Origin of the sequence: Paenibacillus sp. AD87, assembly GCF_001659845.1 — a bacterium.
In the GTDB taxonomy this organism is placed as follows: Bacteria; Bacillota; Bacilli; order Paenibacillales; family Paenibacillaceae; genus Paenibacillus; species Paenibacillus marchantiae.
On sequence record NZ_LXQN01000022.1, the window covers coordinates 71,207 to 92,318 of the forward strand.

19 protein-coding genes are annotated in these 21,112 nt (G+C 44.4%); 7 read left to right on the forward strand and 12 right to left on the reverse strand.

Going from position 1 to position 21,112, the window contains the following annotated elements; all coding sequences use genetic code 11:
* Positions 1 to 123: 123 nt before the first annotated feature.
* The 4 genes from gpAD87_RS28555 to gpAD87_RS28570 form a co-directional block, all read right to left on the reverse strand.
* Entirely contained in the window at positions 124 to 975 is an 852-nt protein-coding gene (locus gpAD87_RS28555) for a helix-turn-helix domain-containing protein (protein WP_082935387.1), read from the reverse strand.
* A gap of 229 nt (positions 976 to 1,204) precedes the next feature.
* Entirely contained in the window at positions 1,205 to 2,566 is a 1,362-nt protein-coding gene (locus tag gpAD87_RS28560; RefSeq protein ID WP_064642195.1) for a sensor histidine kinase, read from the reverse strand.
* A complete protein-coding gene (locus gpAD87_RS28565; RefSeq protein WP_064642197.1) occupies positions 2,563 to 3,237 on the reverse strand; it encodes a response regulator transcription factor in 675 nt (224 codons plus the stop codon). Before gpAD87_RS28565 ends, gpAD87_RS28560 begins: the two co-directional genes overlap by 4 nt.
* Positions 3,238 to 3,291: 54 nt before the next feature.
* The gene (locus gpAD87_RS28570) at positions 3,292 to 5,232 is read right to left on the reverse strand and encodes a serine hydrolase domain-containing protein (RefSeq protein WP_231952925.1); all 1,941 of its coding nucleotides are present in this window, start codon (positions 5,230 to 5,232) and stop codon (positions 3,292 to 3,294) included.
* A gap of 203 nt (positions 5,233 to 5,435) precedes the next feature.
* On the opposite strand from gpAD87_RS28570, the gene gpAD87_RS32935 reads away from it, so the two are divergent.
* From gpAD87_RS32935 to gpAD87_RS28585, 3 genes are all read left to right on the forward strand, one after another.
* Positions 5,436 to 5,801: a DUF6713 family protein gene (locus tag gpAD87_RS32935; RefSeq protein ID WP_064642900.1), complete on the forward strand. Its 366-nt coding sequence runs from the start codon at positions 5,436 to 5,438 to the stop codon at positions 5,799 to 5,801.
* A gap of 227 nt (positions 5,802 to 6,028) precedes the next feature.
* Complete coding sequence (locus gpAD87_RS28580) at positions 6,029 to 6,424, forward strand: hypothetical protein (protein ID WP_064642200.1); 396 nt, start codon at positions 6,029 to 6,031, stop codon at positions 6,422 to 6,424.
* A 210-nt stretch (positions 6,425 to 6,634) separates the two neighbouring features.
* The gene (locus gpAD87_RS28585; protein WP_064642202.1) at positions 6,635 to 7,624 is read left to right on the forward strand and encodes a DUF4003 family protein; all 990 of its coding nucleotides are present in this window, start codon (positions 6,635 to 6,637) and stop codon (positions 7,622 to 7,624) included.
* Between the two features lie 102 nt (positions 7,625 to 7,726).
* On the opposite strand, the gene gpAD87_RS28590 is transcribed toward gpAD87_RS28585, so the two are convergent.
* Positions 7,727 to 8,713, reverse strand: coding sequence for a phosphotransferase (locus gpAD87_RS28590; protein ID WP_064641166.1), 987 nt, complete (start codon positions 8,711 to 8,713; stop codon positions 7,727 to 7,729).
* 249 nt (positions 8,714 to 8,962) lie between these two features.
* Between gpAD87_RS28590 and gpAD87_RS28595 the strand changes: the two genes are divergently transcribed.
* Both gpAD87_RS28595 and gpAD87_RS28600 read left to right on the forward strand, forming a co-directional pair.
* The gene (locus gpAD87_RS28595; protein WP_064642204.1) at positions 8,963 to 9,907 is read left to right on the forward strand and encodes an alpha/beta hydrolase fold domain-containing protein; all 945 of its coding nucleotides are present in this window, start codon (positions 8,963 to 8,965) and stop codon (positions 9,905 to 9,907) included.
* Positions 9,908 to 10,021: 114 nt separating this feature from the next.
* Complete coding sequence (locus gpAD87_RS28600; protein ID WP_064642206.1) at positions 10,022 to 10,345, forward strand: hypothetical protein; 324 nt, start codon at positions 10,022 to 10,024, stop codon at positions 10,343 to 10,345.
* Between the two features lie 143 nt (positions 10,346 to 10,488).
* On the opposite strand, the gene gpAD87_RS28605 is transcribed toward gpAD87_RS28600, so the two are convergent.
* Complete coding sequence (locus gpAD87_RS28605; protein ID WP_063567124.1) at positions 10,489 to 10,704, reverse strand: hypothetical protein; 216 nt, start codon at positions 10,702 to 10,704, stop codon at positions 10,489 to 10,491.
* A gap of 397 nt (positions 10,705 to 11,101) precedes the next feature.
* On the opposite strand from gpAD87_RS28605, the gene gpAD87_RS28610 reads away from it, so the two are divergent.
* Positions 11,102 to 12,442: a lytic polysaccharide monooxygenase gene (locus gpAD87_RS28610; RefSeq protein ID WP_064642208.1), complete on the forward strand. Its 1,341-nt coding sequence runs from the start codon at positions 11,102 to 11,104 to the stop codon at positions 12,440 to 12,442.
* 157 nt (positions 12,443 to 12,599) lie between these two features.
* Here gpAD87_RS28610 and gnpA read toward each other — a convergent pair whose 3' ends face one another.
* Both gnpA and gpAD87_RS28620 read right to left on the reverse strand, forming a co-directional pair.
* Entirely contained in the window at positions 12,600 to 14,774 is a 2,175-nt protein-coding gene (gnpA, locus tag gpAD87_RS28615) for a 1,3-beta-galactosyl-N-acetylhexosamine phosphorylase (protein WP_064642209.1), read from the reverse strand.
* Positions 14,775 to 14,787: 13 nt separating this feature from the next.
* Positions 14,788 to 15,807, reverse strand: coding sequence for a glycoside hydrolase family 88/105 protein (locus gpAD87_RS28620; RefSeq protein ID WP_064642211.1), 1,020 nt, complete (start codon positions 15,805 to 15,807; stop codon positions 14,788 to 14,790).
* A gap of 172 nt (positions 15,808 to 15,979) precedes the next feature.
* Between gpAD87_RS28620 and gpAD87_RS28625 the strand changes: the two genes are divergently transcribed.
* Positions 15,980 to 16,924 (forward strand): AraC family transcriptional regulator, encoded by a 945-nt coding sequence (locus tag gpAD87_RS28625; protein WP_064642213.1) that lies wholly within the window; start codon positions 15,980 to 15,982, stop codon positions 16,922 to 16,924.
* A 123-nt stretch (positions 16,925 to 17,047) separates the two neighbouring features.
* On the opposite strand, the gene gpAD87_RS28630 is transcribed toward gpAD87_RS28625, so the two are convergent.
* The 4 genes from gpAD87_RS28630 to gpAD87_RS28645 form a co-directional block, all read right to left on the reverse strand.
* Positions 17,048 to 17,767 carry an MBL fold metallo-hydrolase gene (locus tag gpAD87_RS28630; protein ID WP_064642215.1) on the reverse strand — a complete coding sequence of 240 codons (720 nt, stop codon included), beginning with the start codon at positions 17,765 to 17,767 and terminating at the stop codon, positions 17,048 to 17,050.
* A 184-nt stretch (positions 17,768 to 17,951) separates the two neighbouring features.
* Complete coding sequence (locus tag gpAD87_RS28635) at positions 17,952 to 19,124, reverse strand: DUF4317 domain-containing protein (RefSeq protein WP_064642217.1); 1,173 nt, start codon at positions 19,122 to 19,124, stop codon at positions 17,952 to 17,954.
* A gap of 171 nt (positions 19,125 to 19,295) precedes the next feature.
* Complete coding sequence (locus gpAD87_RS28640; protein WP_064642218.1) at positions 19,296 to 20,468, reverse strand: ABC transporter permease; 1,173 nt, start codon at positions 20,466 to 20,468, stop codon at positions 19,296 to 19,298.
* Positions 20,452 to 21,084 (reverse strand): HlyD family efflux transporter periplasmic adaptor subunit, encoded by a 633-nt coding sequence (locus gpAD87_RS28645; protein WP_064642220.1) that lies wholly within the window; start codon positions 21,082 to 21,084, stop codon positions 20,452 to 20,454. The genes gpAD87_RS28640 and gpAD87_RS28645 overlap by 17 nt, the downstream gene beginning before the upstream one ends.
* Positions 21,085 to 21,112 lie beyond the last annotated feature (28 nt).

Here is a 21,112-nt window from a genome sequence, read left to right on the forward strand (position 1 = left end):
TTATAGAAGCAGTGACCCCCGTTTTAGCCAGCGGGATTCACTGCCCGATCGGCTTAAACTAATTGTAGCTTTCAGGCCAAGCACGTCTGTTGGACAAAATGCGGTTTTTATTGAACAAAACAATCATTTTAGAATGATCCGGTTCGAAGAAACCTCGTTCATATACTGTTTGGGCGTCGTTCCAGCGATCCGCTTGAACATTCTTGTGAAGTGACCCTGATCGGAAAAACCGGCACGGTCGGCAATTTCCTTCAGCCCGTACTCTCCCTTGCTGATCAGCAGCTTGGAATGTTCAATCCGCAGGCGAATCAGATAATGATGCGGTGTATGCCCCGTCTGCTGTTTGAACAGCCGAATATAATGGGACAGGCTAAGGGCAGCCTTGTCAGCAAGCTCCTGGATGGAGAGCTCCGCCTCCAAATTTTCTTTCATATATTCTATGGACTGATAAATTTCCTGATTGGCCGTCATTCTGGAGGGAGTGCTGCTCGTGCATACCTGAGAATAATGGTTCAGGAGATGCAGGATGAGCATATTGGAGAGTGAATCACTATATATCTTTCCTTGTCTGCCGCCATTCTGCAGCTCTTCAAGCAACCAGAGTCCTAATTGCAGCAACTTGGGGTCCTTGACATAATACTTCAGTTCCAACTGAATATACCCTTCCTTCAGCAGTCCCGATTCACGTGCGATGTGCTCCAGATAGGAAGGCGGGATTTCGATCTGCAGGAAATACAGGGAGGCCTTTCCCCAGGAACAGAGAACGGGTTCTCCAGCAGGCAGGATGTGAATGGTGTAATAGTTCTCATAGTAAGCCGAACAATGTATGGCAATCTGATGCTTCGTTCCGGTAAGCCCCCCGGCAGCATGCTGAGGACTCGGCCAACGGGACACCTGCAGATGATCCCATCCAAGAGTATGGCTCGTGAGTACAGGCTGGTTGTCAGCAGGATATGCTCTTTCGGTTGTTCTCATCCTTATCACCCCTTTTCATCACGTTAGCAATCTACTATGCGGGATGTATAAACTGTGGGTAAAAGAGTTTGTCTTTTTCGAAGGTGGAGCCAGCTGACTGCTTTGTTGTTTGATCTAAATATTCAGCGAAAATAAAAAAACACGCCAACCGTGGCGCGTTTGAAGCGATTATTATTATGCTTATGATAATGGTTACCTTAGCTTCGCTAACAGTCTTGATGCTGTCCACTCATGCAATGGAATCTATAGGCAGATGAACCAGCACCGTCGTACCCTCACCCTCCTGGCTTTTCATTTCGACGGTTCCGTGATGGAGCATCACGATTTTCTTGACGATCGCAAGACCCAGACCGTTACCGCTGATGCTGCGGTTTCGCGACAGATCTGTTTTATAAAACCGATCAAACACATAATCCAGCTGCTCTGGCGCTATTCCAATGCCCGTATCCGTTATCGTGATGAGAATTTCGTTCTCTACCTGGTGCGTCCGTATATGAATATGCCCACCTGCTGGAGTAAACTTGATGCTGTTCCCCAGCAGATTCATCCAAACCTGATTAAGTTGATCTCGATCTGCTGTAACTTGAATCGGTTCTGCCAACTCCAGATGAACCTGAATATTTTTGGTGGACCACTGCGGCTCGCAGGTAACGATAATTTGCCGAATTTGCTCGTCAAGATTAAAGGTAGCCGCCTCGAACGGATGATGATCGGATTCCAGAGATGCAAGCTCCAGCAGATTATTGCTAAGTCTGGATAGCCGTCCACTCTCCGTAATAATGATATCGAGGTAATAGTTACGATCATCCTCAGCAACCAGGTTACTATTTTTCATCGCCATGGCAAAACCGGAAATAGAGGTCAGCGGGGTTTGAATCTCATGAGATACATTGGAAACAAAATCCTGTCTCATCTGTTCCAACTGTTTGAGCTCACTCGCCATCTCATTAAAACTGTGTGTCAAAGCTCCCATTTCGTCCACACGTTTTGTTTGGATTTCCACGTCAAAATCACCCTTCGCCAGCTGTTTGGTTGCACGCGTCAATATCTGAATCGGTTTCACCAAGTATCTTGCAGCAATAAAAATACATAGGCTTCCGATAAACAGTGCGAGTAATAATATCAGGAGGACCATCCGATTAATGATATTTTCGTTCTGCGGGGAATATTGCATAAACACGGCTTGCGGCTCCCCTTGGAATGGGAAAGGAAGACCGATAAAGGTCTGATCCACCTCAGCCGGAGAACGATAGACCTGACCCTGCAATACCATTTGAACCACCTCTGGTGCAATTTGAACGGTCTCCGTATTGTCCAGATCATAGTATGTTACGTTGCCGGAAACATCATATAGATGAATGGGATAGGTGGATATCTTCACCATACTTTTAATGAATGCCTCCCGGTCCTCCGGGTGTGTTTGTTCATAGAGACGTATCATTTCCTCACCTGTTGCAATCATGTCATTCTGACCGAGATGGTTTACTTCTTTTTTGAACAGAAAGAGCCCTATGAGGAAAGACGACAGCAGGCTGAAAATAATGACAACCAGAAATGTGAAAATGATGCGAACGTATAAGGTCTTGATCATGTGATCACTAACCGGTAGCCCAGACTGCGGGCCGTTTCAATCTGAAAATGGTGGGCATCACCAGCGAATTTTTCCCTTAATCGCTTAATGTGAACGTCAACCGTTCGGTCATCCCCTTCATAGTCGCTCCCCCAGATTTTCGTAATTAGCTGTTCCCGGGTAAATATCTGCCCAGGCTGATTAGCCAGCATGAACAGCAATTCGAACTCCTTTAAAGGCAGATTAAGCGTCTCCTCCCCTCGAATCACTTGAAAGCTGCGGCGGTTCAGTGTAATGCCCCCCAATTGAATTGTTTGGGAAGAGACAATCAGATACCGTTTCAGCAATGCTTTCACTCTCATCACAAGTTCCAGTGGATCGAAGGGCTTCGTCAAATAATCATCTGTTCCAAGCTGGAATCCCTTCACTTTCTGAGCCGATTCCCCTTTTACCGTAACCATCAAGAGCGGCATGTTCAGATCCATGCGCCGGATCTCCCGGCATAGTTCCCAACCATCCAATTTGGGCATCATAATATCGAGGATAACCAGGTCAATTTGCGATTTCTCAACAATATCCAATGCTTCTGCACCGTCTTTAGCCACCACGATCTCAAATCCCTCATTCCGCAAAAACAAAGTAATCAGCTCACGAATGTGCACATCGTCGTCCACGACAAGGATTTGGGTCATATCAAATGCATGCCTCCAATATATTTCTTTTCCTCTTCCACCGGGGTGGAGGGTTCAACCAAAATGCCAGCCCAACAGATTCCAATGATAGAAAAATAAACATAAGGTTACTGCTGCTAAAGTTACGAACGTATAATACACACGCTTAGGTAACGTCCAATATTTGTTTTTCCATGCCAGAACGTTCATCGTTACGATGGCCACACTCCATCCCACAAGAATCAGAGGCATGAACAGATAAAGACGTAGAGATAGTGAAATATGACTGAGTCGATCGATCAGATCCATGTTCACCACCAGAAGTGTAGCTCCCAAGGTCACCAATGACCACACGGACGTAACTACCGACAGCAGGACTGCCCATTTCTGCGCCCTTGGCATCGCTTTGATTTTGCGTCTGCGATAAATAGCTCCCAGTAGTACAGTAATGAACAGAACGGCCGAGATACCGAGCAGCGGAAGCCAAAACTTCGATTGATTGATTAACGGTGTAGGCTCCAGTGGCATGGGGTTGAGTATATCCAGAAACAGATACGTGACCTTGCCCTCTGTATCCGTACGGAATCCCATCTGATGCTTCCCGCCGACTTCCTGGAATAGATTCACTCCAATCGGAGTGTATACTTGCTGATCTGCACCACTTCCAATCGACAGCCGGTTATCCGAAACCTCAATATTGATCTGAGTCAGAAAACTGAAAAACTTATCGATCTTCGTGTGATTACGACGTGTAAATTGATATGAGCCAGCATATTTCTCCAGAGGCTCCCCTAGTTCAATAGAGGTTGCAGCAGGCTGATTCGTCATATGGGCAGGATAGTAACGATCAAAGAAGGCTTCCACTAATCCTCCTGCTGCCGTTCCACCATCCCCTCCACTATAGGAAACAAATATGCCGACTTGTTGGTCTGGTACAAGATAGAGCGCTGTATTAAATAGCTCGTCGGCACCTCCATGAGAGATCACACGCAGTCCATTCATATTCAACTCATAAAAGCCCAAGTCCATGGCGGGTAAACGTTCGTCAAACTGGAATGCAGGGGAATGCATAAGCCTGGCGGTTTCCGGCTTGAGAATTTGCTTATCCTCATATCGTCCGTCCTGTAAATGGGCAATCATGAAATGAGCCATATCATTCGCCGAGACACTGCCTGATCCTGCAGGTCGGAAGCCACCTTCAAACGTAGGGCGCTTGGTTACATACTCGCCATTGGCTCGGGCATATCCAAGTACGGCATAGGGCTTCAACGATGCCGGAACAGGCTCCTCCACCGTAGCATACTTCATGCTCAGCGGATCAAATATATTTTTCTGTATATAGTCATTATAAGCAATGCCACTAACTTCTTCGACGATAAGTCCGGCGAGTGAGGCACCATAGTTGGAATAGGCCAGCATCGCGCCTGGAGGCATGACCCGTGCTGGCATATGGTTTGCCATTGTTTCTTCAATGGAGACGGGGAGCTTCTCTAGATCAGTGGTAATCTGATATCCAACACCGCCTTCCTCAAAGCCTGCCGTATGGGTCATGAGATGACGTAACGTAATTGGTTCCGCATAGGTTGGTGGTATTTTCACCGTTTTCAGATAGGTGTTAACGTCAGTGTCCAGATCAAGCTTTCCCTCCTCAACCAGCTGCATCACTGCGGTCCATGTGAACAGCTTTGTGGTCGACGCAATCCGAAACAGGCTGGTCTCGGGATCAACGGGTTTATTTTCTTCGATGTTCGAATGTCCGTACCCTTTGGAGAGCAGAATCTTCCCATCCTTCACAATCGAAATGACTGCACCCGGAATCTGTAAAGAATCCATTTGAACATCCATAATCCCATCAATGAATGCTGCTAGCTGTTCTTTATTATCCAGGTTAACAGCGACTCCCTTCTCTTGTGTACCAGAACTCAATCCGGAAGAGTAAGCCTCTGCTGATACGGGGGCTTTCATCCCTAACCAAGTTGCCCCTAGCGTAGTACCCAACAATACCAGTAACATCATTTTGCAAACCATTTTCCTTATCGACGATGACATAACAAACCTCCACCACTCCGTATATTTTGTGTTGATCACTGTTCCTCGGCTTTCTTTCGAGAGCATATCAAGAACGTATGAACGGAGCGTGAACCTTTTAGTCATATTTTGCCAAATACAATTGGCTTTAGTAAGATAGGGGAAGGATGAATATGAAAGGGAGAATGGGTATGCCTGACTTTTTACTAGTCTTATTTTTGTTTAATTTATCTTTATTTCTACTGCACGAAATGGACGCCATTAGACGATCTGAGTGGAAATTGTTTATGGTACTGAAAGATATGGAAGATGAAAAAGCCTATAAATGCTTCACATTCGTTCACCTACCACTCTACACCGTCATACTCGCACTGCTTTTCAGCTCATATCAGACGGTTACGTTCTGGGTGCTCGATATATTTTTCATCATTCATGCGGTACTGCACCTATTTTTCGAAAAGCACCCTCGTAATGAATTTAAGAATTCATTTTCCAGATCATTCATTTACCCCATGGGGATTATTGGGGCCATCCATTTGTTAGCGTTAATATTGTAATTTCATTAAATCTTCCACTCAACCGTATGACCGCCTAAAGCGGTCATTTTTTGTATACTCTTTTCCGCTATTTACAACTGTATTTTTTTGGTATATATTATAGCCGTCAGGAATGTTAACGCTAACATAAACTGAAAAAGGAGGATGCTTCAATCCATTTTCGAAAAGGTTTTCGTTTTAGTGAGGTTACACTTTAAAACATTTCATTTTGAAAGGATGAGGTATCGATGAAAAAACTAAGCAGCACATTATTTGTATTTTTTATGGGCATATCCCTTATGTTCGGTCTGACCGCTTCAGCTAATCCCGCCATCGTAAGTTATGGAGGCAGCTATTCCACTACGCTCACTGCTGGTCAAGGATACGCCTACATTCTCCCTAATGCCAAAACCACCGGTACAAGCGTAAAAATTACGGCTTCCGCAGCCAATGCACTTCAACTGCACTACTACTGGAGCTACAATAATACGACAATCGATCTGGGGACAGCCATCGTAAACAACAACAATTACACCGGCGGTTCAGCCTACTACAATCCTGGCACTCTGGTCACTGTGGTAGAACGCGTACCCGCGTCCACGACGTTGTACCCTTCCGTATCCTATACTATTTCTTTTAATTAACAATACAACGAACACATAGTAACTATTCTTATATGAAGATTTAAATACATGAACTCTTTCAGTTAAATCAAAAATGCACCTCTTAGAAGTACAAATTGGAGCCTGCCAAGGAATCCATAAACTTCTGTTGGGGTGCTTTTTTTCTGTGAACGGTGAGGCCCCATTTATAGTAAACTGGAGAAAAGATCCAATCACTCGGGAGGTCTGCTTATGCAAGAGCAACATGCTGCACGAGTCGAATTATTCGTTACCAACACTCAGATCATCAAGAAATCATTCAAATGGCAAAATGTGATGATGCACCGTCTGGCGGCCCTACTATATGCAGCGGAAAATAAACAAGCTGATGGCGAAGCTATTCGTCAAAGTCATGAATTGATTAAGCAAAACACCAATCTCTTCTCGGCCTTCAGGGGAAATTCGGCGATCAGCATCGCCACCTTGCTCTCGCTTACAACAGATCAGGAAAAGAAACTGGAAGACACTCTCTTTATCTATGATCTGCTGAAAAAAGTGAAATTTCGTACGTCCGATTTTCTGGTTATTGCCGCCTATCAGATTGCAGCTCACGCGACGCCTGACCAATTCGAGCATAAGGTCGAACGAGCCAAAGCATTTTATGATCACATGAAAGCCCAACACCGCTTTCTTACCGGACAGGACGACTATATTTTCGCTGCCATGCTGTCACTTTCCGATCTCGACGTAGAATCCGGTGTGACCCGTATGGAGCAGCTCTATGCTGAGTTAAAACCTGAGTTCTCACCGGGCAATAGTGTGCAGGCATTAACGCAGGTGCTGGTCCTAGGCGATGATAATCCGGAGGCGGGCACTCATGTAATAGCGTTAAATGAGGCATTCCGCAGACGTGAAATACGATTAGACAAAATGTACACCCTGCCGGCTCTGGGGATCCTCTCCTTACTGCCCGCTGACATAGATACGCTAGTAGAACAAGTTGAGGAAACGTATGAATGGTTACGCACACAAAAGGGCTTCGGTGCCTGGTCAATTAACAAACAGGAATTGCTGCTGCTCTCGTCCTCGCTGGTGGCAGTGCAATATGTAGAGGATCTTCGAAATGGCGTTCTGACCACGACGGTCTCCACTAGCATCACCAACATTATCATTGCCCAACAGGCCGCCATGGCCGCTGCTGCAACATCGGCTGCCGTCGTAGCTTCGACTTCATCGAACTAAGTAAAGGTCATGAAATGCATCTTACAAAATAAAAGGGGCCCTCTGGAACCATCCAGAAGGCCTTCTTCATTTGAATCCATCATTGCTGTTAGTTATCACCCGCTAAACAATCCCCGTATCCCGGAACTCTTCCACGAAACTATCCAACCAATCCGAACCATAATCCAGCGCACCCATATCACTTTCGATAAAAGCAACATCCAGACCCATAACCCAGAATCGACGAGCAATAATAAAAAGGTCAACAGCCTGTTCATCTTCGGCAGAGAAGCTTCTAACCGAACGATATCCCGCTATGAGCGTACTCCATAACACTTCTTTTTGCTCACCAGACTGTCTCTTTCGAGCCTTCACCTGCGCCAGATCGTAGGCACGCCAGCCTTTAGCCGCCCACTCGAAGTCGTAATGGATGAACTGATTCCCCTGTTGAAAAGCGTTATTGTTCCCATGCATATCGCCATGGCATAATCCAAAGTCCAAACCTTGTCTGGAAACGGAAGCTATGCGTTCTTTTAACTCTCTAGCAAACGTATGTAGAAATGATGCTGCTTCATTTTTTTTACCGATGTAGTTGATGATTCGTTCAAGAGGCTCGTCAATGAGAAGCTTCGTATCCAACTCAAATCGCGGCTGCTCCAATACCACTTGGTCCATCGCTTTATGCAGCTCAGCCGCAGACTGACCAAAAGCGTAACATGACTGTTCATCTTCAAGGTTGTTCTCGATACCCTCAATATACCGAAACATCACAGCAACCCGCTTGCCTTCCGCGGCATCCAACACAGTATATCCAGTATGATCTTTCTTCTCGATGTACTCTCCAATATCGGTATGTACAGATGAACCTAAAATGCCCTTTAATTGAGATAACAGGGACAGTTCGTAACGTACATCGTTTTCCGTAATTTCAGTACGGTAGACACGAAGAATAAACATACCAGTGGATGTAGTTACCCGGTAGGTATCATTTAACCCTCTCAGCCAAAATAAACATTCTTCCCACGATCCGATGTCATATTGATCACTCAATACAAACTCCAGATATTTAGGGTTGAGCACTGAACGTAAAGCAGTCGGTTGATTGAACATATGTATGCTCCTTCAGTTTGATATGATCATCACTATATTTACAGATAAATAATCCCTTCATCTATCAACCTATAACATAGTATATTTTTAAATTATTTTCCAGAATATATATTTAATCAGGTGAATGCTTAGCTGATCTCATTTCGCCTCTTTTATGCGCACCAATCACTTTCACAGCCTTGACCTTGAAGTATACTTCAGGCTTTATACTGTGGATAACATACTTTATGGATGAGAGGCGGCGCACAGATGAGTGTAAATATATATAACAAAAAACGCTCTATCAAGAGCTATTTACTAGAAAAATACATTGGAACTTTAGATAGCAAGAAGAATTTATCCACGCGGGAAAAGACCCTGAAGCACCTAGAGCACATGGGTGTAGAGAACACTAAGCCTTATGAGCTGGGTAAAATTAAATTAATTTCTTCAGTAAACGAACGTTCCTTTGAAGACATGCAGGTATTTACTTTGAATGACCAGATGTCTGCTGATCAAAAAGTGATTCTATATATACATGGCGGCGCTCATACGCACCAGCCTCTAACCTTTCATTGGAAGTTCATGGACCGCATCGCACAATCGTTGAATTCCAAAGTTATAGCACCCATCTATCCCAAAGTGCCTCATTTCAACTACCAGCATACATATCCAAGACTCTTGAACTTATACCGTGAAATCATTGAATCGATAAAGAGTCCTGCACAACTTACCATTATGGGAGATTCAGCGGGCGGAAATATTTCGCTTAGCTTCGCACATTACATCAAGACGAATCTTCTTCCTCAACCCAAAGATATCATTTTGTTATCTCCATGTGTGGATATGGTTCTGGACAACCCGGTCATATTCGACTATGAGACCCGAGATCCGATGCTGGCTGTGGAAGGCTATGATGTGATTCGGAGAATATGGGCGGCAGATAAAGATCTGGATGATCCACTGATTAGTCCAATCTATGGAGATTTCAAAAGACTCGGAAAGATTACCATTTTCATCGGAACTCATGAAGGTTTATTTCCAGACAACATGAAGCTCGACAAACTGCTTACCGACCAGGGCATTGACCATAATACCTTTGTATATCCCAAAATGAATCATGTCTTTGTGCTTTACCCTATTCCTGAAGCCAAGGATGCAGAGCACAAAATCATTAATATTATTAAGCATGCATCACATGAATTGCATATATGAGACTACTATTGAAAAAAAACCAGAAAAAATCATATTCAGCACTTGTAAATTGTATTATTCCGGGTATAATACTCGGTATATAGAAAAGAGTAGCTGACTGGAGTGAATAACGCCATGGATTCTTTGACACAAACTTGGGTTAACGATTATTTGGACTTATATAATTATGCCCGTACCATAGAAGACTCGGAATGGGCTGAAGATATTCTCAGGAAGCTTCAAGATCAGAAGGACGCGTTACTGGAGGAAGAACGAAAAGCGATACTGCTTCGTGAGCTGCTTACAAGCTACGACCGAATCAACAAACAACTGGTAGACATTTTCAGCAAGCTGAGAGTCGCTTCAGAGGGTTACCAGACTGAGTCTTTACAGGAGCAATGGTTCAAATTGAAGCTAATGCGGATTGATGTCTCTCGGAAGATTCTTCAATATAAATAGAATAAATAAGAAAAAAAGCCGGTCTGCAGTTCGTCTGCTTAACCCGCCTTGATTAAAGGCTTACTATTCTTTTGATGCGTACAGTCAACTGTTCCACACATATGTAAAGCCCGCCAGCTTTACATAAAATGAATGATTGATAATTACATGGATGCTTTCTTCATGTTGCTCATCATACCCATCATTGTGGTCATCATTTCGTCGCATTCTTGCATACAGGACATCATTTTATTCATGTCCATGCCTTCCATCATGCTTTTGTCTTCCATGCATTCCATCATCATCTTCATGGATTTCATCTTGCACATCATTTCTTCCATACACATGTTCATCATCATGTTCATACACATATTTTCCATTTCAACTTCCTCCTTTCAAATATAGTAAACTTCCTTTTTTTAGCATAAACGATTCCCCACTTAAAAGCAATCTTTTTCCTCTTGCCTTTTCTGTAAAATCGATGTATAATACGCACTTCACTTATCAATCCTGTCGGAAATAAAGGCTTTTGTTGAGAGATGATCTCTCCGCAAAGGCCTTTTTATATGCTTACCTAAGTCTTGAATAACTGGATTATCTATCAAATTTATCCTTGTTCAGCAAATGTAGGTCCTTTACAATAACTTTAGAAATTCCCGTATATCGATTTCTTCATCAAACGATATCCATATATGGTATATGGCATAGCACTTCCTTAATTACGATATAAGCTCTTACTTGAGTTTATATAAAAAAAATGATACAGGAGGCTATCGAATGTTCAGATTCATTTTACCGTCTTCAAAGCTAGTATTGATTTGCTGTCTGCTGGTGCTTACAACGGTAAGCATGCTGTTCAACAGTCCAAAGGCGTTGTCACATGGTTACGTAGAAGGGCCGGCGAGCCGAGCTGCACTGTGTGCTTCGGGAGTCAATCAAGATTGCGGCAGTATCGTGTATGAACCCCAAAGCCTGGAAGCACCTAAAGGCTTCCCTACTGCAGGACCTACGGACGGCCATATTGCAAGCGCTAACGGCGTCTTCCCTAAGCTCGATGAGCAATCCGCCACACGTTGGTCGAAAGTGAATATGTCTAGTGGCAGTAATACGTTTACTTGGAAGCTGACAGCTAACCATTCAACGGCAAGCTGGAAATATTATATTACGAAAACGAACTGGAATCCGAACGCACCTCTATCCCGTGATTCGTTTGACCTGACACCGTTCTGTTCAGTTCCCTATAATGGCAGCCAACCTCCATTTAGCTACACCAACTCATGCAACGTACCCGAACGTAGCGGTTATCATGTCATTCTAGCAGTCTGGGAGGTTGCGGATACTCCCAACGCCTTCTATAATGTCATCGACGTAAACTTCTCCGGGACGAACCCGGTTGATAATGTGGCACCAACACCTCCAGCTTCACTTGTGGCAACTGCAACTGCTGCGACCAGTACATCTTTATCGTGGAAGGCTTCATCAGATAATGTAGGCGTAACGGGGTATAAAATTTACAACGGGACTACCTTAATAGGCAATGTGTCCGGCACAACTACAAGCTATAACGTAACAGGGCTGACAGCAAGCACAGCTTATACCTTTACTGTCAAAGCAGTCGACGCAGCAGGCAATGAATCTGCAGCCAGTAATAGTGTAAGCGTTACCACGACTGCGCCTCCTGCAAACGACACTACTGCACCTACATCTCCAGGCGGGCTGCATGTGATGGGAGCACCAACCTCCTCCAGCATTCAGCTGATGTGGACGGCATCCACGGATAATGTAGGCGTGACAGGGTATAAAATTTATAACGGCTCTACTTTAGTTACAACGACATCCGGGACGGCAACGTCTTATACGGTAACCAATCTTGAAGCGAACACAACCTACAACTTCTCGGTTTATGCTGTTGATGCAGCAGGTAACCAATCTGCTTCCAGCACAGTCAGCGGTAAAACAGCCGCTGCTTCTACTGCACCTGCATGGGCAGCTAATACTCAATACACAGCGGGTACAATCGTGAGCTACAATAACTTGACTTACAAATGCCTTCTTACACACACGTCTCAAGTGGATTGGATCCCTTCGGCAACACCAACCCTCTGGCAGCTGCAATAACGGGATTGACTGAAGGATTAGTTAAAAAGAAGTCCATTTAGATTCTGATTACAACCATAGCCGGTCCATATTCAGGGATCGGCTGTGTATTACACCATGCAAAATAAGACGCTTCAGGAATTAGTCCCGAACGTCTTATTGCTTGCTTTTTATGTTTCTATACCGATTTTATCAAGCCAATATGGGTGATCCGGGTGTCATACGGATCTAATTCCACGGTTTGTTTTCCATACTCGGTATTGATCGTCGTCGTTTGAACCTGATCACTATTGTTAATGACGACCAATATTTTACTCTCCGGATAATAAGTACACTCTGTAAATAAGTTATCCGTGATGTACTTCGAATCATGGAATTCATGACCTGCAAAGCGAATCAGATTCAGCAGCAGCCTTGTGTTCTCCCAACTGAATTCAAATGAAGGCAGGTAGATTCCTTTTCCTTTACCAAAATCATGTGAAGACAATGTAATCATACCATCCGTTTCATCCACCACAGCAGCTGTTCCATCGGTAAGGTATATGTTATTCTTCGGCGTTATTCTTGCCCCTTCCGGCAACAAATCATGCTCATCGCGAGTCTCATATGTCCATTTTCCATGAACCACCCTGGCGCCAGTATCCTCATCTACCCCAAGAACATGTGCCATTCTGAAAAAGCTGTCGTACCCTTCTACCGCCGATGGCTGGTTGATGCCAATAAAGGTACCACCTTCATACACCCATTTGGTCAGCAGGTCCACACATTGGTGGTCATTCCAATGTTCTCCGCCGCTCCAGGCTGAACCGGCAGAGCCGGCATTGATCACGACATCTACATGTTGCAGCACGCCCTGACGGATATCTTCAAAATCAATGAAATGCACTTCAACCGGTAAGCCTGACAAGGCTTCATTTACATGAATCAAATCATGCATATACGTTTCATGGAAATGGCCGGACAATGTCCACGATCTTAATTTGCCCCAGCTATGCAGAACAGCTACCTTCGTCTTAATATGATAAGGCTTGCCTTCATGATGCAGCTCTTTTATTTCCCTGAACTCGTCCGCAATCTTCTCAATATAATCGCAAAAGTCCGGGTAAGGCTCAACTAGATGCAGATATCCACCCAACCCAATCCGGTCAATCGGTTCTCTAAGCAAAGCACGCCTGATATTGATCCAATACTTTTTGGCATCCAGCGTAGGGTCTCCGCCCTCCTTAAAGGTAGGAAGTCCGCCTAAGCCCACCGGAAACAAGTAGGGATGCAGACGAATCTCATGGGTATCCACCTTGACACCTGAACACATTCTTGCCTCATAACCGGAGAACACACATTTAATCATCCCATCGAATCCAAACTCCTGAAAGCGGTCATTATAAGGCTCCATGCCAACCCAGCTATCATCATAGAAGACATACGCCAGCTTGCCGTGGTTATGCACGATATCAATTAACTTCTTACCGAATTCGATGACAAAACCATTGATAAATGCCATCCAGTCCAGCTTGCGCTGCTGCGCCGGGATATGACTTACGCGATATTTGCCGCCATTCACAAAATCCTCAGCAGAGAGCGAATATCCAACTTTTTTGGCAAACAGATCAAGTGCTCTCGAACTTACCGTAAAATCATATGAGCCCCAATCCGAGAAGAGATGGCGATTACGCTCGTCGCTGCCCCAGATCCAGGCGAAATTATAAAACAATGAGGTGAAACGAACCACCGTTGTTTCCTGATGCTGCTGACACCAATCCTCCATCCAGTCCAGCAGATATGTCTGCGTTTCCGAATAGATCGGATCAATTTGCATCAAGTGCTCCTTGTCCCAATGGTTTGTGGTGTGATTGTACATCGAGATCTCTTCCCAGATCCGATAGGCCATGAAGCTTACCGTGTATTTATGCCAAGGAACGATGCCGGTAATGACTACATGGCCGGATTCCCTCTCATAATTCCACTGTCCTCTTGGCACTTCCTCCCCGGTTGTCCGGTCAAAGACCTGCCAATACTTAAAGGCCTCTTTCGAATCATTCACCTTGAATTGTTCAGCAAAAAAATCCTCCATCAGATAGAACGATACATAATCTTGTACAGCTACCTTCGGATTCGTAATTAAAAAACATTGCTGGAGCTTATCTTGATTTCGGGATGCCCACTCGTTATGATCCCGGATGATGCAGATGGTCGAATAAATACCATATCCCGCATTAATAATCTCAGCGGATAATTGTGTACCGTCACTGTCACGAATGACATCGGCACTCCACCGTTCGGCAAGTTCCAAAGTCAGTGCCTCATAACCGGATTCGCCGGGTAGTGTAAAGGAGCCTTTGATTGGTTTGGACAACTTGGTTCCCTCCCTATTTCAACATGTCGGACAGGAAAGCAAGCGCCAGGCCCTGACCCCAGCCCTGAATCCAGTCTTTTGGAATATTGCGATATCCATCCCGATCCTTCATCACCGCCGTACCACCAGATACTCCAAGTACACGTCCATCTTCACTAATGTTGTTCAGAATGCCTTCCAATGCTTTTTGCACGTATTTGGTATGTAGCGGATTACCGTTATTGATCATGGCTGCTGCAATACCAGCGGAAGCCGACACCTCTTCATACGAATCCTCGTCATCCAGAACTGTCCGCCACAAGCCATTCTCTGTCTGCACGAGCTTCAGAGCTGCCAGTTGATCCCGCAGCGAGCACTCCACGTCCATGCACTGTGGATATAGATACCAGTCCTTCAACTGTGGTTTTACTTGCGACATGGTGTAAGCGCCCCAGGCGTTCGCTCTACCCCAATATAATCCGGACATGTGGTCCTTGTTGACGTTATTGTAGCCATGGTACCAGAAACCGCTGCTCGGATCTTGCAGGTATTTGATATGCCAGTAATATTGATTCAGAGCATCCTGGATCATTTCCTGATCCTTTAATTTGCTTCCCACACGGAGCAGGAAAAATGCCGCCATAAATAAAGTATCCGCCCATGCCTGCTCGGGAAAATCATTGGAAATGGATACAGTATGCTGCAGCACGTTATCTCCAAATCTGAGCGCATGATTTTGAAGATAATCCACCTTGCTCATTACAATATCCCAGTATTTCTGGTTCCCTGTTTCTTCATATAAAGTAATCAGCATATGGCCCATCGCACATGTATTTACGGTCCAGTCCGGCAAGCCCAGCTCGATGTATTCATCCGCCCATTGGACAAGCCTGTCCAAGTACTCTTGATTGCCTGTCGTTTGATAAGCTCTGGATACACCATAATACGCCACACCGCAAGGCCAATCCCACGTCAAATCCATCGCCAGTGTTTTTTTCGTAACGTTATCAATAACGTTTAAAATTTCTTCCCTGTCATATTTCACTTGAAGCATCGGAGATTCCCCTCTCGTGGCGCACATGCCCCCAAATGCGCTTGAGAGCTGTCCGTCCTTGGTTTGAAAACGCTTTACTTATTCCATTGTACGCAGTAAAATAGTGTCAATCTAAGCATATTCGCAACAAAACTGCGCAATTTCAATCATTTATGAATGGGAGTTATCGAATGTGCCCAGAAAAAAGCAGCCTATTATTGAATACCGCCACTATAGCTTGCCAATCCACTTTCCTATTCTGCTGTTAAGCGGTGAACGTTGGAAAATCTCTGATATCAAAAGTGAACATCTTCATTTCCACAACCATCTGGAGATTGGTATTTGTCATTCGGATAGCGGCATTATGGAGATCAAAGGTGAATCGGTACCTTTTAAAGCCGGTGATGTAACCTTTATCCCCAGATATCTTCCTCATACAACGTATAGTTCACCCAATGAAGCTAGCTTATGGTCTTATCTCTTTTTCTCGCCCGAGGACCTCTTTCAACAGTCGTTTAAGAACAGTGCCTGCAGTAACTTTGAACCCAATTTGAGGGCCATTAAGGGATTGAACTGCATTTTAAATAGAGAGGAACATCCAAGGATCTATACCCTTGCGACATCTGTGGTAGAGGAATTAAAGCAGAAAAGTCCTTTTTATCAGGAAAGTGCCTACGGCTTATTATTATCCCTTTATATCGAACTCCTGCGAATCCATTCCCGGAATGAACCCTTTGCAGACCAAGAAACGCAGCATAATCTAAAAGGTGATTTTGTTATTTCTCCGGTTCTGGAGTATATCACCAAAAACTATATGTCGCCCATTACCATCGATTTTCTCGCTGATCTGTGCCACCTAAGCACCACCCATTTTCGCAGGAAATTTCATGACATTATGGGAACGGCACCTCTGGATTTCCTGAACAGCACCCGAATTGAAGAAGCCTGCAAGCAATTAAAAAGCACAGACGCTTCCATTCTTTCGATCTCCGAACAAGTCGGTTTTCAGTCCATTTCCAGCTTCAATCGCTGCTTCTCCAGACTTATGGGGAAATCACCGAAAGAATGGCGCAAAGGCGCACAGTCCGAAGTGCAATCTGCGAAAGCCTCCATATTGGAGTTTACGGGATGGGTGTAGGGAAGGGATATCTGCGATAGAATTTATAGGCAAATTAAAGACGCTTCGGGAGCGAGTCTCGAGCGTCTTCTTTGAACTGAAATGTTTAGTTTAATTGCCATGCTAAATGTACCACTCACTGTACTACACATTACAAAAACGACTTAACACTTGAATGATTTGGTCTTTGCTCATTGGTGCATCATGTCCTGGAACATACGTAGTAAATGAAAGGTCCTTCAAAAACTCAACATATGCTAGCATTTTATTAGGATCAATCTTGCCTTCCCCATGATAGTAATCTCCACTATGTGCATCACCTGCAAATAAAATTCCGGCTTCTTTTAAATATACAACACAAGAATCTTCTTCATGAGGTCCGCCTACCTTTAGTATCTGGCAAGTAGTATCACCCAAATCTAGCGTCAAAGAATCCTTGAACATAATCGAACCCGTGCTAACCGCAATATCATCAAAGTTATCATATTCTTTTTTCATACAGTTATAGGCAAAATCTATTTCTTCTTTTGTCTCCAAGCGTTTTAAGACAGATTCTTCATCCCATTCCCATCCTTTTAGTCTCTGGAGTATTTCATTCGTTGCCGATGAGACTATGGTTTCTCCATCAAACGCATGCATGCCAAAAGTATGATCCCAATGCCAGTGGGTGATCAAAGCATATTGGGGACGTGGCAGATCTTGATCATCCAGGCACTTGATAAATGCATCGAAATGCGATTTAGAATTGCCACAATCAATCATAATGGAGAAGTTTTCTCCTAAAACATACCCTAGAACAGGTCTATCTGTTGCTCTGACACTTTCAGAATAATAAATAGATTCATTTAATTTTTTCAGTTCCATAATATAGCGTTCCCACCTTTACGATACAGACTTAAGATGTACTATACCAAATCATTCATGCCAAAAAGAGAAAAATAAGTTACAACTACAACATGGGCTATCCAAAATCCTGATAAAAGATTTTAAGAATAGCCCATATTAATTTCCATCTATTTATCTCAAAAAACAAAACTGTGAGGCAATTCTACAGTACCTCCGTCGTAAGCGTGAACCCTTCAATCACGACATCTTCGTCCACTTCAATCATGATACACCGTCTGCCTTGAAAATTCACTTGTTTCACATATCTCAAGTCTTGTGGGCTAACCGAAATCGTAGCAACTTTGGTTTCAATCTTAATGGACTTGGACGTAAACTTCGGCATAACACTCGTCGCTTTCATTTCATAATTCTTGTTGTCGACGATGGTTTCAAATGCACGTTCCACCTTCTCCGACGTCAGGTCCTCTACACCGCTTGCAGTCAGTACACGCTCCAGATCTTTATAATCCAGCTTCGGAGGTTCTTCCTCATGTGACTCTTCGTTAATTTCGATGACCCGGTTGATCTCCTCGTACACATGTGCAATTGTGGCTGAGTCGAGCTGTTCACCAGCCACTTCCTTCACGATATCTTCGAAGATCGCCCGTTCTTCCAGCGCTGTCACAGACCTTTCTCCATTCAATACATTTTCAACAAAATGCGAATCCGGGAAATTCGATTTCCCTGTGCAGTATAGAATGCGATTAACATCGGAATAATTGTCCGTCACGCTCGGGTATAGGAAACCCTGCTCCGGTGTGCTTAATTTGACAACCGGATCTACAATGACATTGTATTTAAATTCTCTCTCCACGTAATCAAACAAGAGCGTTTTCCGCTGCTTCTCCGTGGAATTCACACTGCACAGAATGAATGGATGTGCGAACACTTCGTTTTTCTCGCTTTCTTCCGCTTCATCATTACGAGCCTTGGTAGGCAAGTAATACTGTCCACGAACGAACGTGATCACCATATCCCGTTCATACTTGGCATCCGCCAACATTCTTTCCACCAACAGGAGCATCAGGTCCTGCCATTCCTCCGGATCTCCTGTTACCAGTGCTTGGTGAAGCATCACCTGAGCCGGCTCCTCCGCTTGCTCCTGGAACTTCAGCTCAAACAATTTCTGATCCAGCTCACCCGTCAGCAATTTTTTGAAATTGCCCATGTACAGTTCCTGTTTTTCTCTATCCACCAGCTCAAACGGATGGCGCTCCCAATGATAAATCTCGTTCGTTTCTTTCGTAATATACACGTTGAGTATATCGTAAATATTCAGTAAATCATGATCCATCTTAAACTGTTTACGTATATGCGCGACTTCTTTTTTATTCATGATTCGTTAGACAACTCCTCAAGTAAATTGGCCTTACAAGTATAAACGATATAAAAAACCTTCGCTAGAAGGACCTTTATCGTTATATGTCATCTACAGTAATAAAAAAGAAAGACGCATCAGGAATGATTCCCGTGCGTCTGTTTTTCGATTCACTGCTTATCTTTTAAATTAACTGCTGCTCGGCAACATAGCTGCATTCAAAAGTGGTTCACGGCTGGGAGACACTTTGCTCCCTTCACGCAAAAACAGTAACCCCATGAACAAGGACAAAACGCCAATAATAATTAGCAATGCCCCCAACTCCTGACTGTAGGCTGTAAGTGCTCCGTCCCGAAAAGCCATTCCACGAATCAGGCGGTTAAGCCAGTTCATTGGTAGTGCCCATGCGAAAATTTGGAACGGTTCTGGAAATGCCAGCGGCGTTAGTTGAATTCCCGTAGCTAGAAAGGACGGATACAATACAAAGCTGGTTCGTAGGTTGACTTTGGATATGTCTTTGGCTGTGTATCCAATCAACATACCCAGAAGTGACAAGGCGAAGGCATAAATAACCAATGGGATGATAAAAAGATAAGGCTCCGCTTCAAAACGCATTCCCCCCACCTGCTTTAATAATCCATAGGATAGAAGCAGCGATAGGGAGCTCAACACAGCGTACGGCACACTCCTAACCCATAGCTGGAAAGGTGACCTTCCGTTTGCAAACAGCTTTCCTTCCTGACGAAGCCGAGGTGCAATCGAGCCCGCTGCACTTGTCGTAATCATCAATACTACGATATTCACAAATCCTAGCACCATAAAACCGACATAACTGGAGGTTGGATTAAACAGCATCCGTTGCTGAAGGGATAACGGTGACACGATTCCTTTAGCTGTTTCGGCATCCATCCCTTTCTGGATCAGACGTGTCATGGAAAGGGTCATATTTTCCGTCTGGATGATCTCCTGAATCGCGGTCCGGATTCCGGTTAGCCCCGAGGGCATTGTGTTATCCATCAAGATGCCGATATTCGTCGATTTCCCTTGTTGTTGACGTAAGCCCAATTGATTGGGAAGCATAATGACCGCTACAGCCTGCTCATTGGCAAGCAATGTTTCCGGACTCATTCGGCTCGCATATACGCTTTTGACGCTCATATATTGCGAGGCATTTATTTTGGAGATCAACTGCCGTGAATATTCGCTATGATCCTCATCAATGACCACAACTGGCGATTTGCTAATTTGATTCTGCGAGAACATTAAACCAAAGAATAAGGCTGCAATAAGCGGGCCGATAAAAATCAATCGAACATACTTGCTTCCCGATACGTACTTCCATTCGTCAATCAGTGATTTCATCAAGTTTCACCTCTGCTGTCATCCCCGGAAGCAAATCAGCATTCGAATCCATCGATATTCGGACCAGAAACATACTTAGATCGGCTTGCCCCTTTTCCCGTGACATGCGCAAGCTCGCGAATTGCGGGGCAGATGAGATGGACTTAACAACCCCGCTGACCTGTATTGGCTGATCCAAATACGGAAAATGAACATCAATGGCTTGATTCACTTCAAGCTTTTGAACTTCACTTTCCTGGATGTAGAGGTCCGTATAGTAATTATTCTTTTGCAGAACCGCCAGCGGCACTCCTGCTTGTACTTGATCTCCCTGCTTTACAGCAACTCGGTCAACCAAACCATCATACGGTGCGAGTACATCCACATCTCCTTCCCCAGCTGACTTCACTTTGAATAGCACCTCTCCCTTCTTCACGGAGCCACCTGCAGACGCACCCGCCTCTACAATGGCCCCAGGACTATTCTGATAAAACAATGTCGTTTGCTCTGCCTCAAGCATGCCTTGTTTCCTGCTCTCGGCCTGACTTACAGCATCCTTCCCTTTAACAGCCAGAAGTGAACCTCCAACAATAAACACCATCGCAATTCCTATATACAGACCTGCTTTTATCTTCATTCTTTTATCTCTCCCATTCCCAATCCTC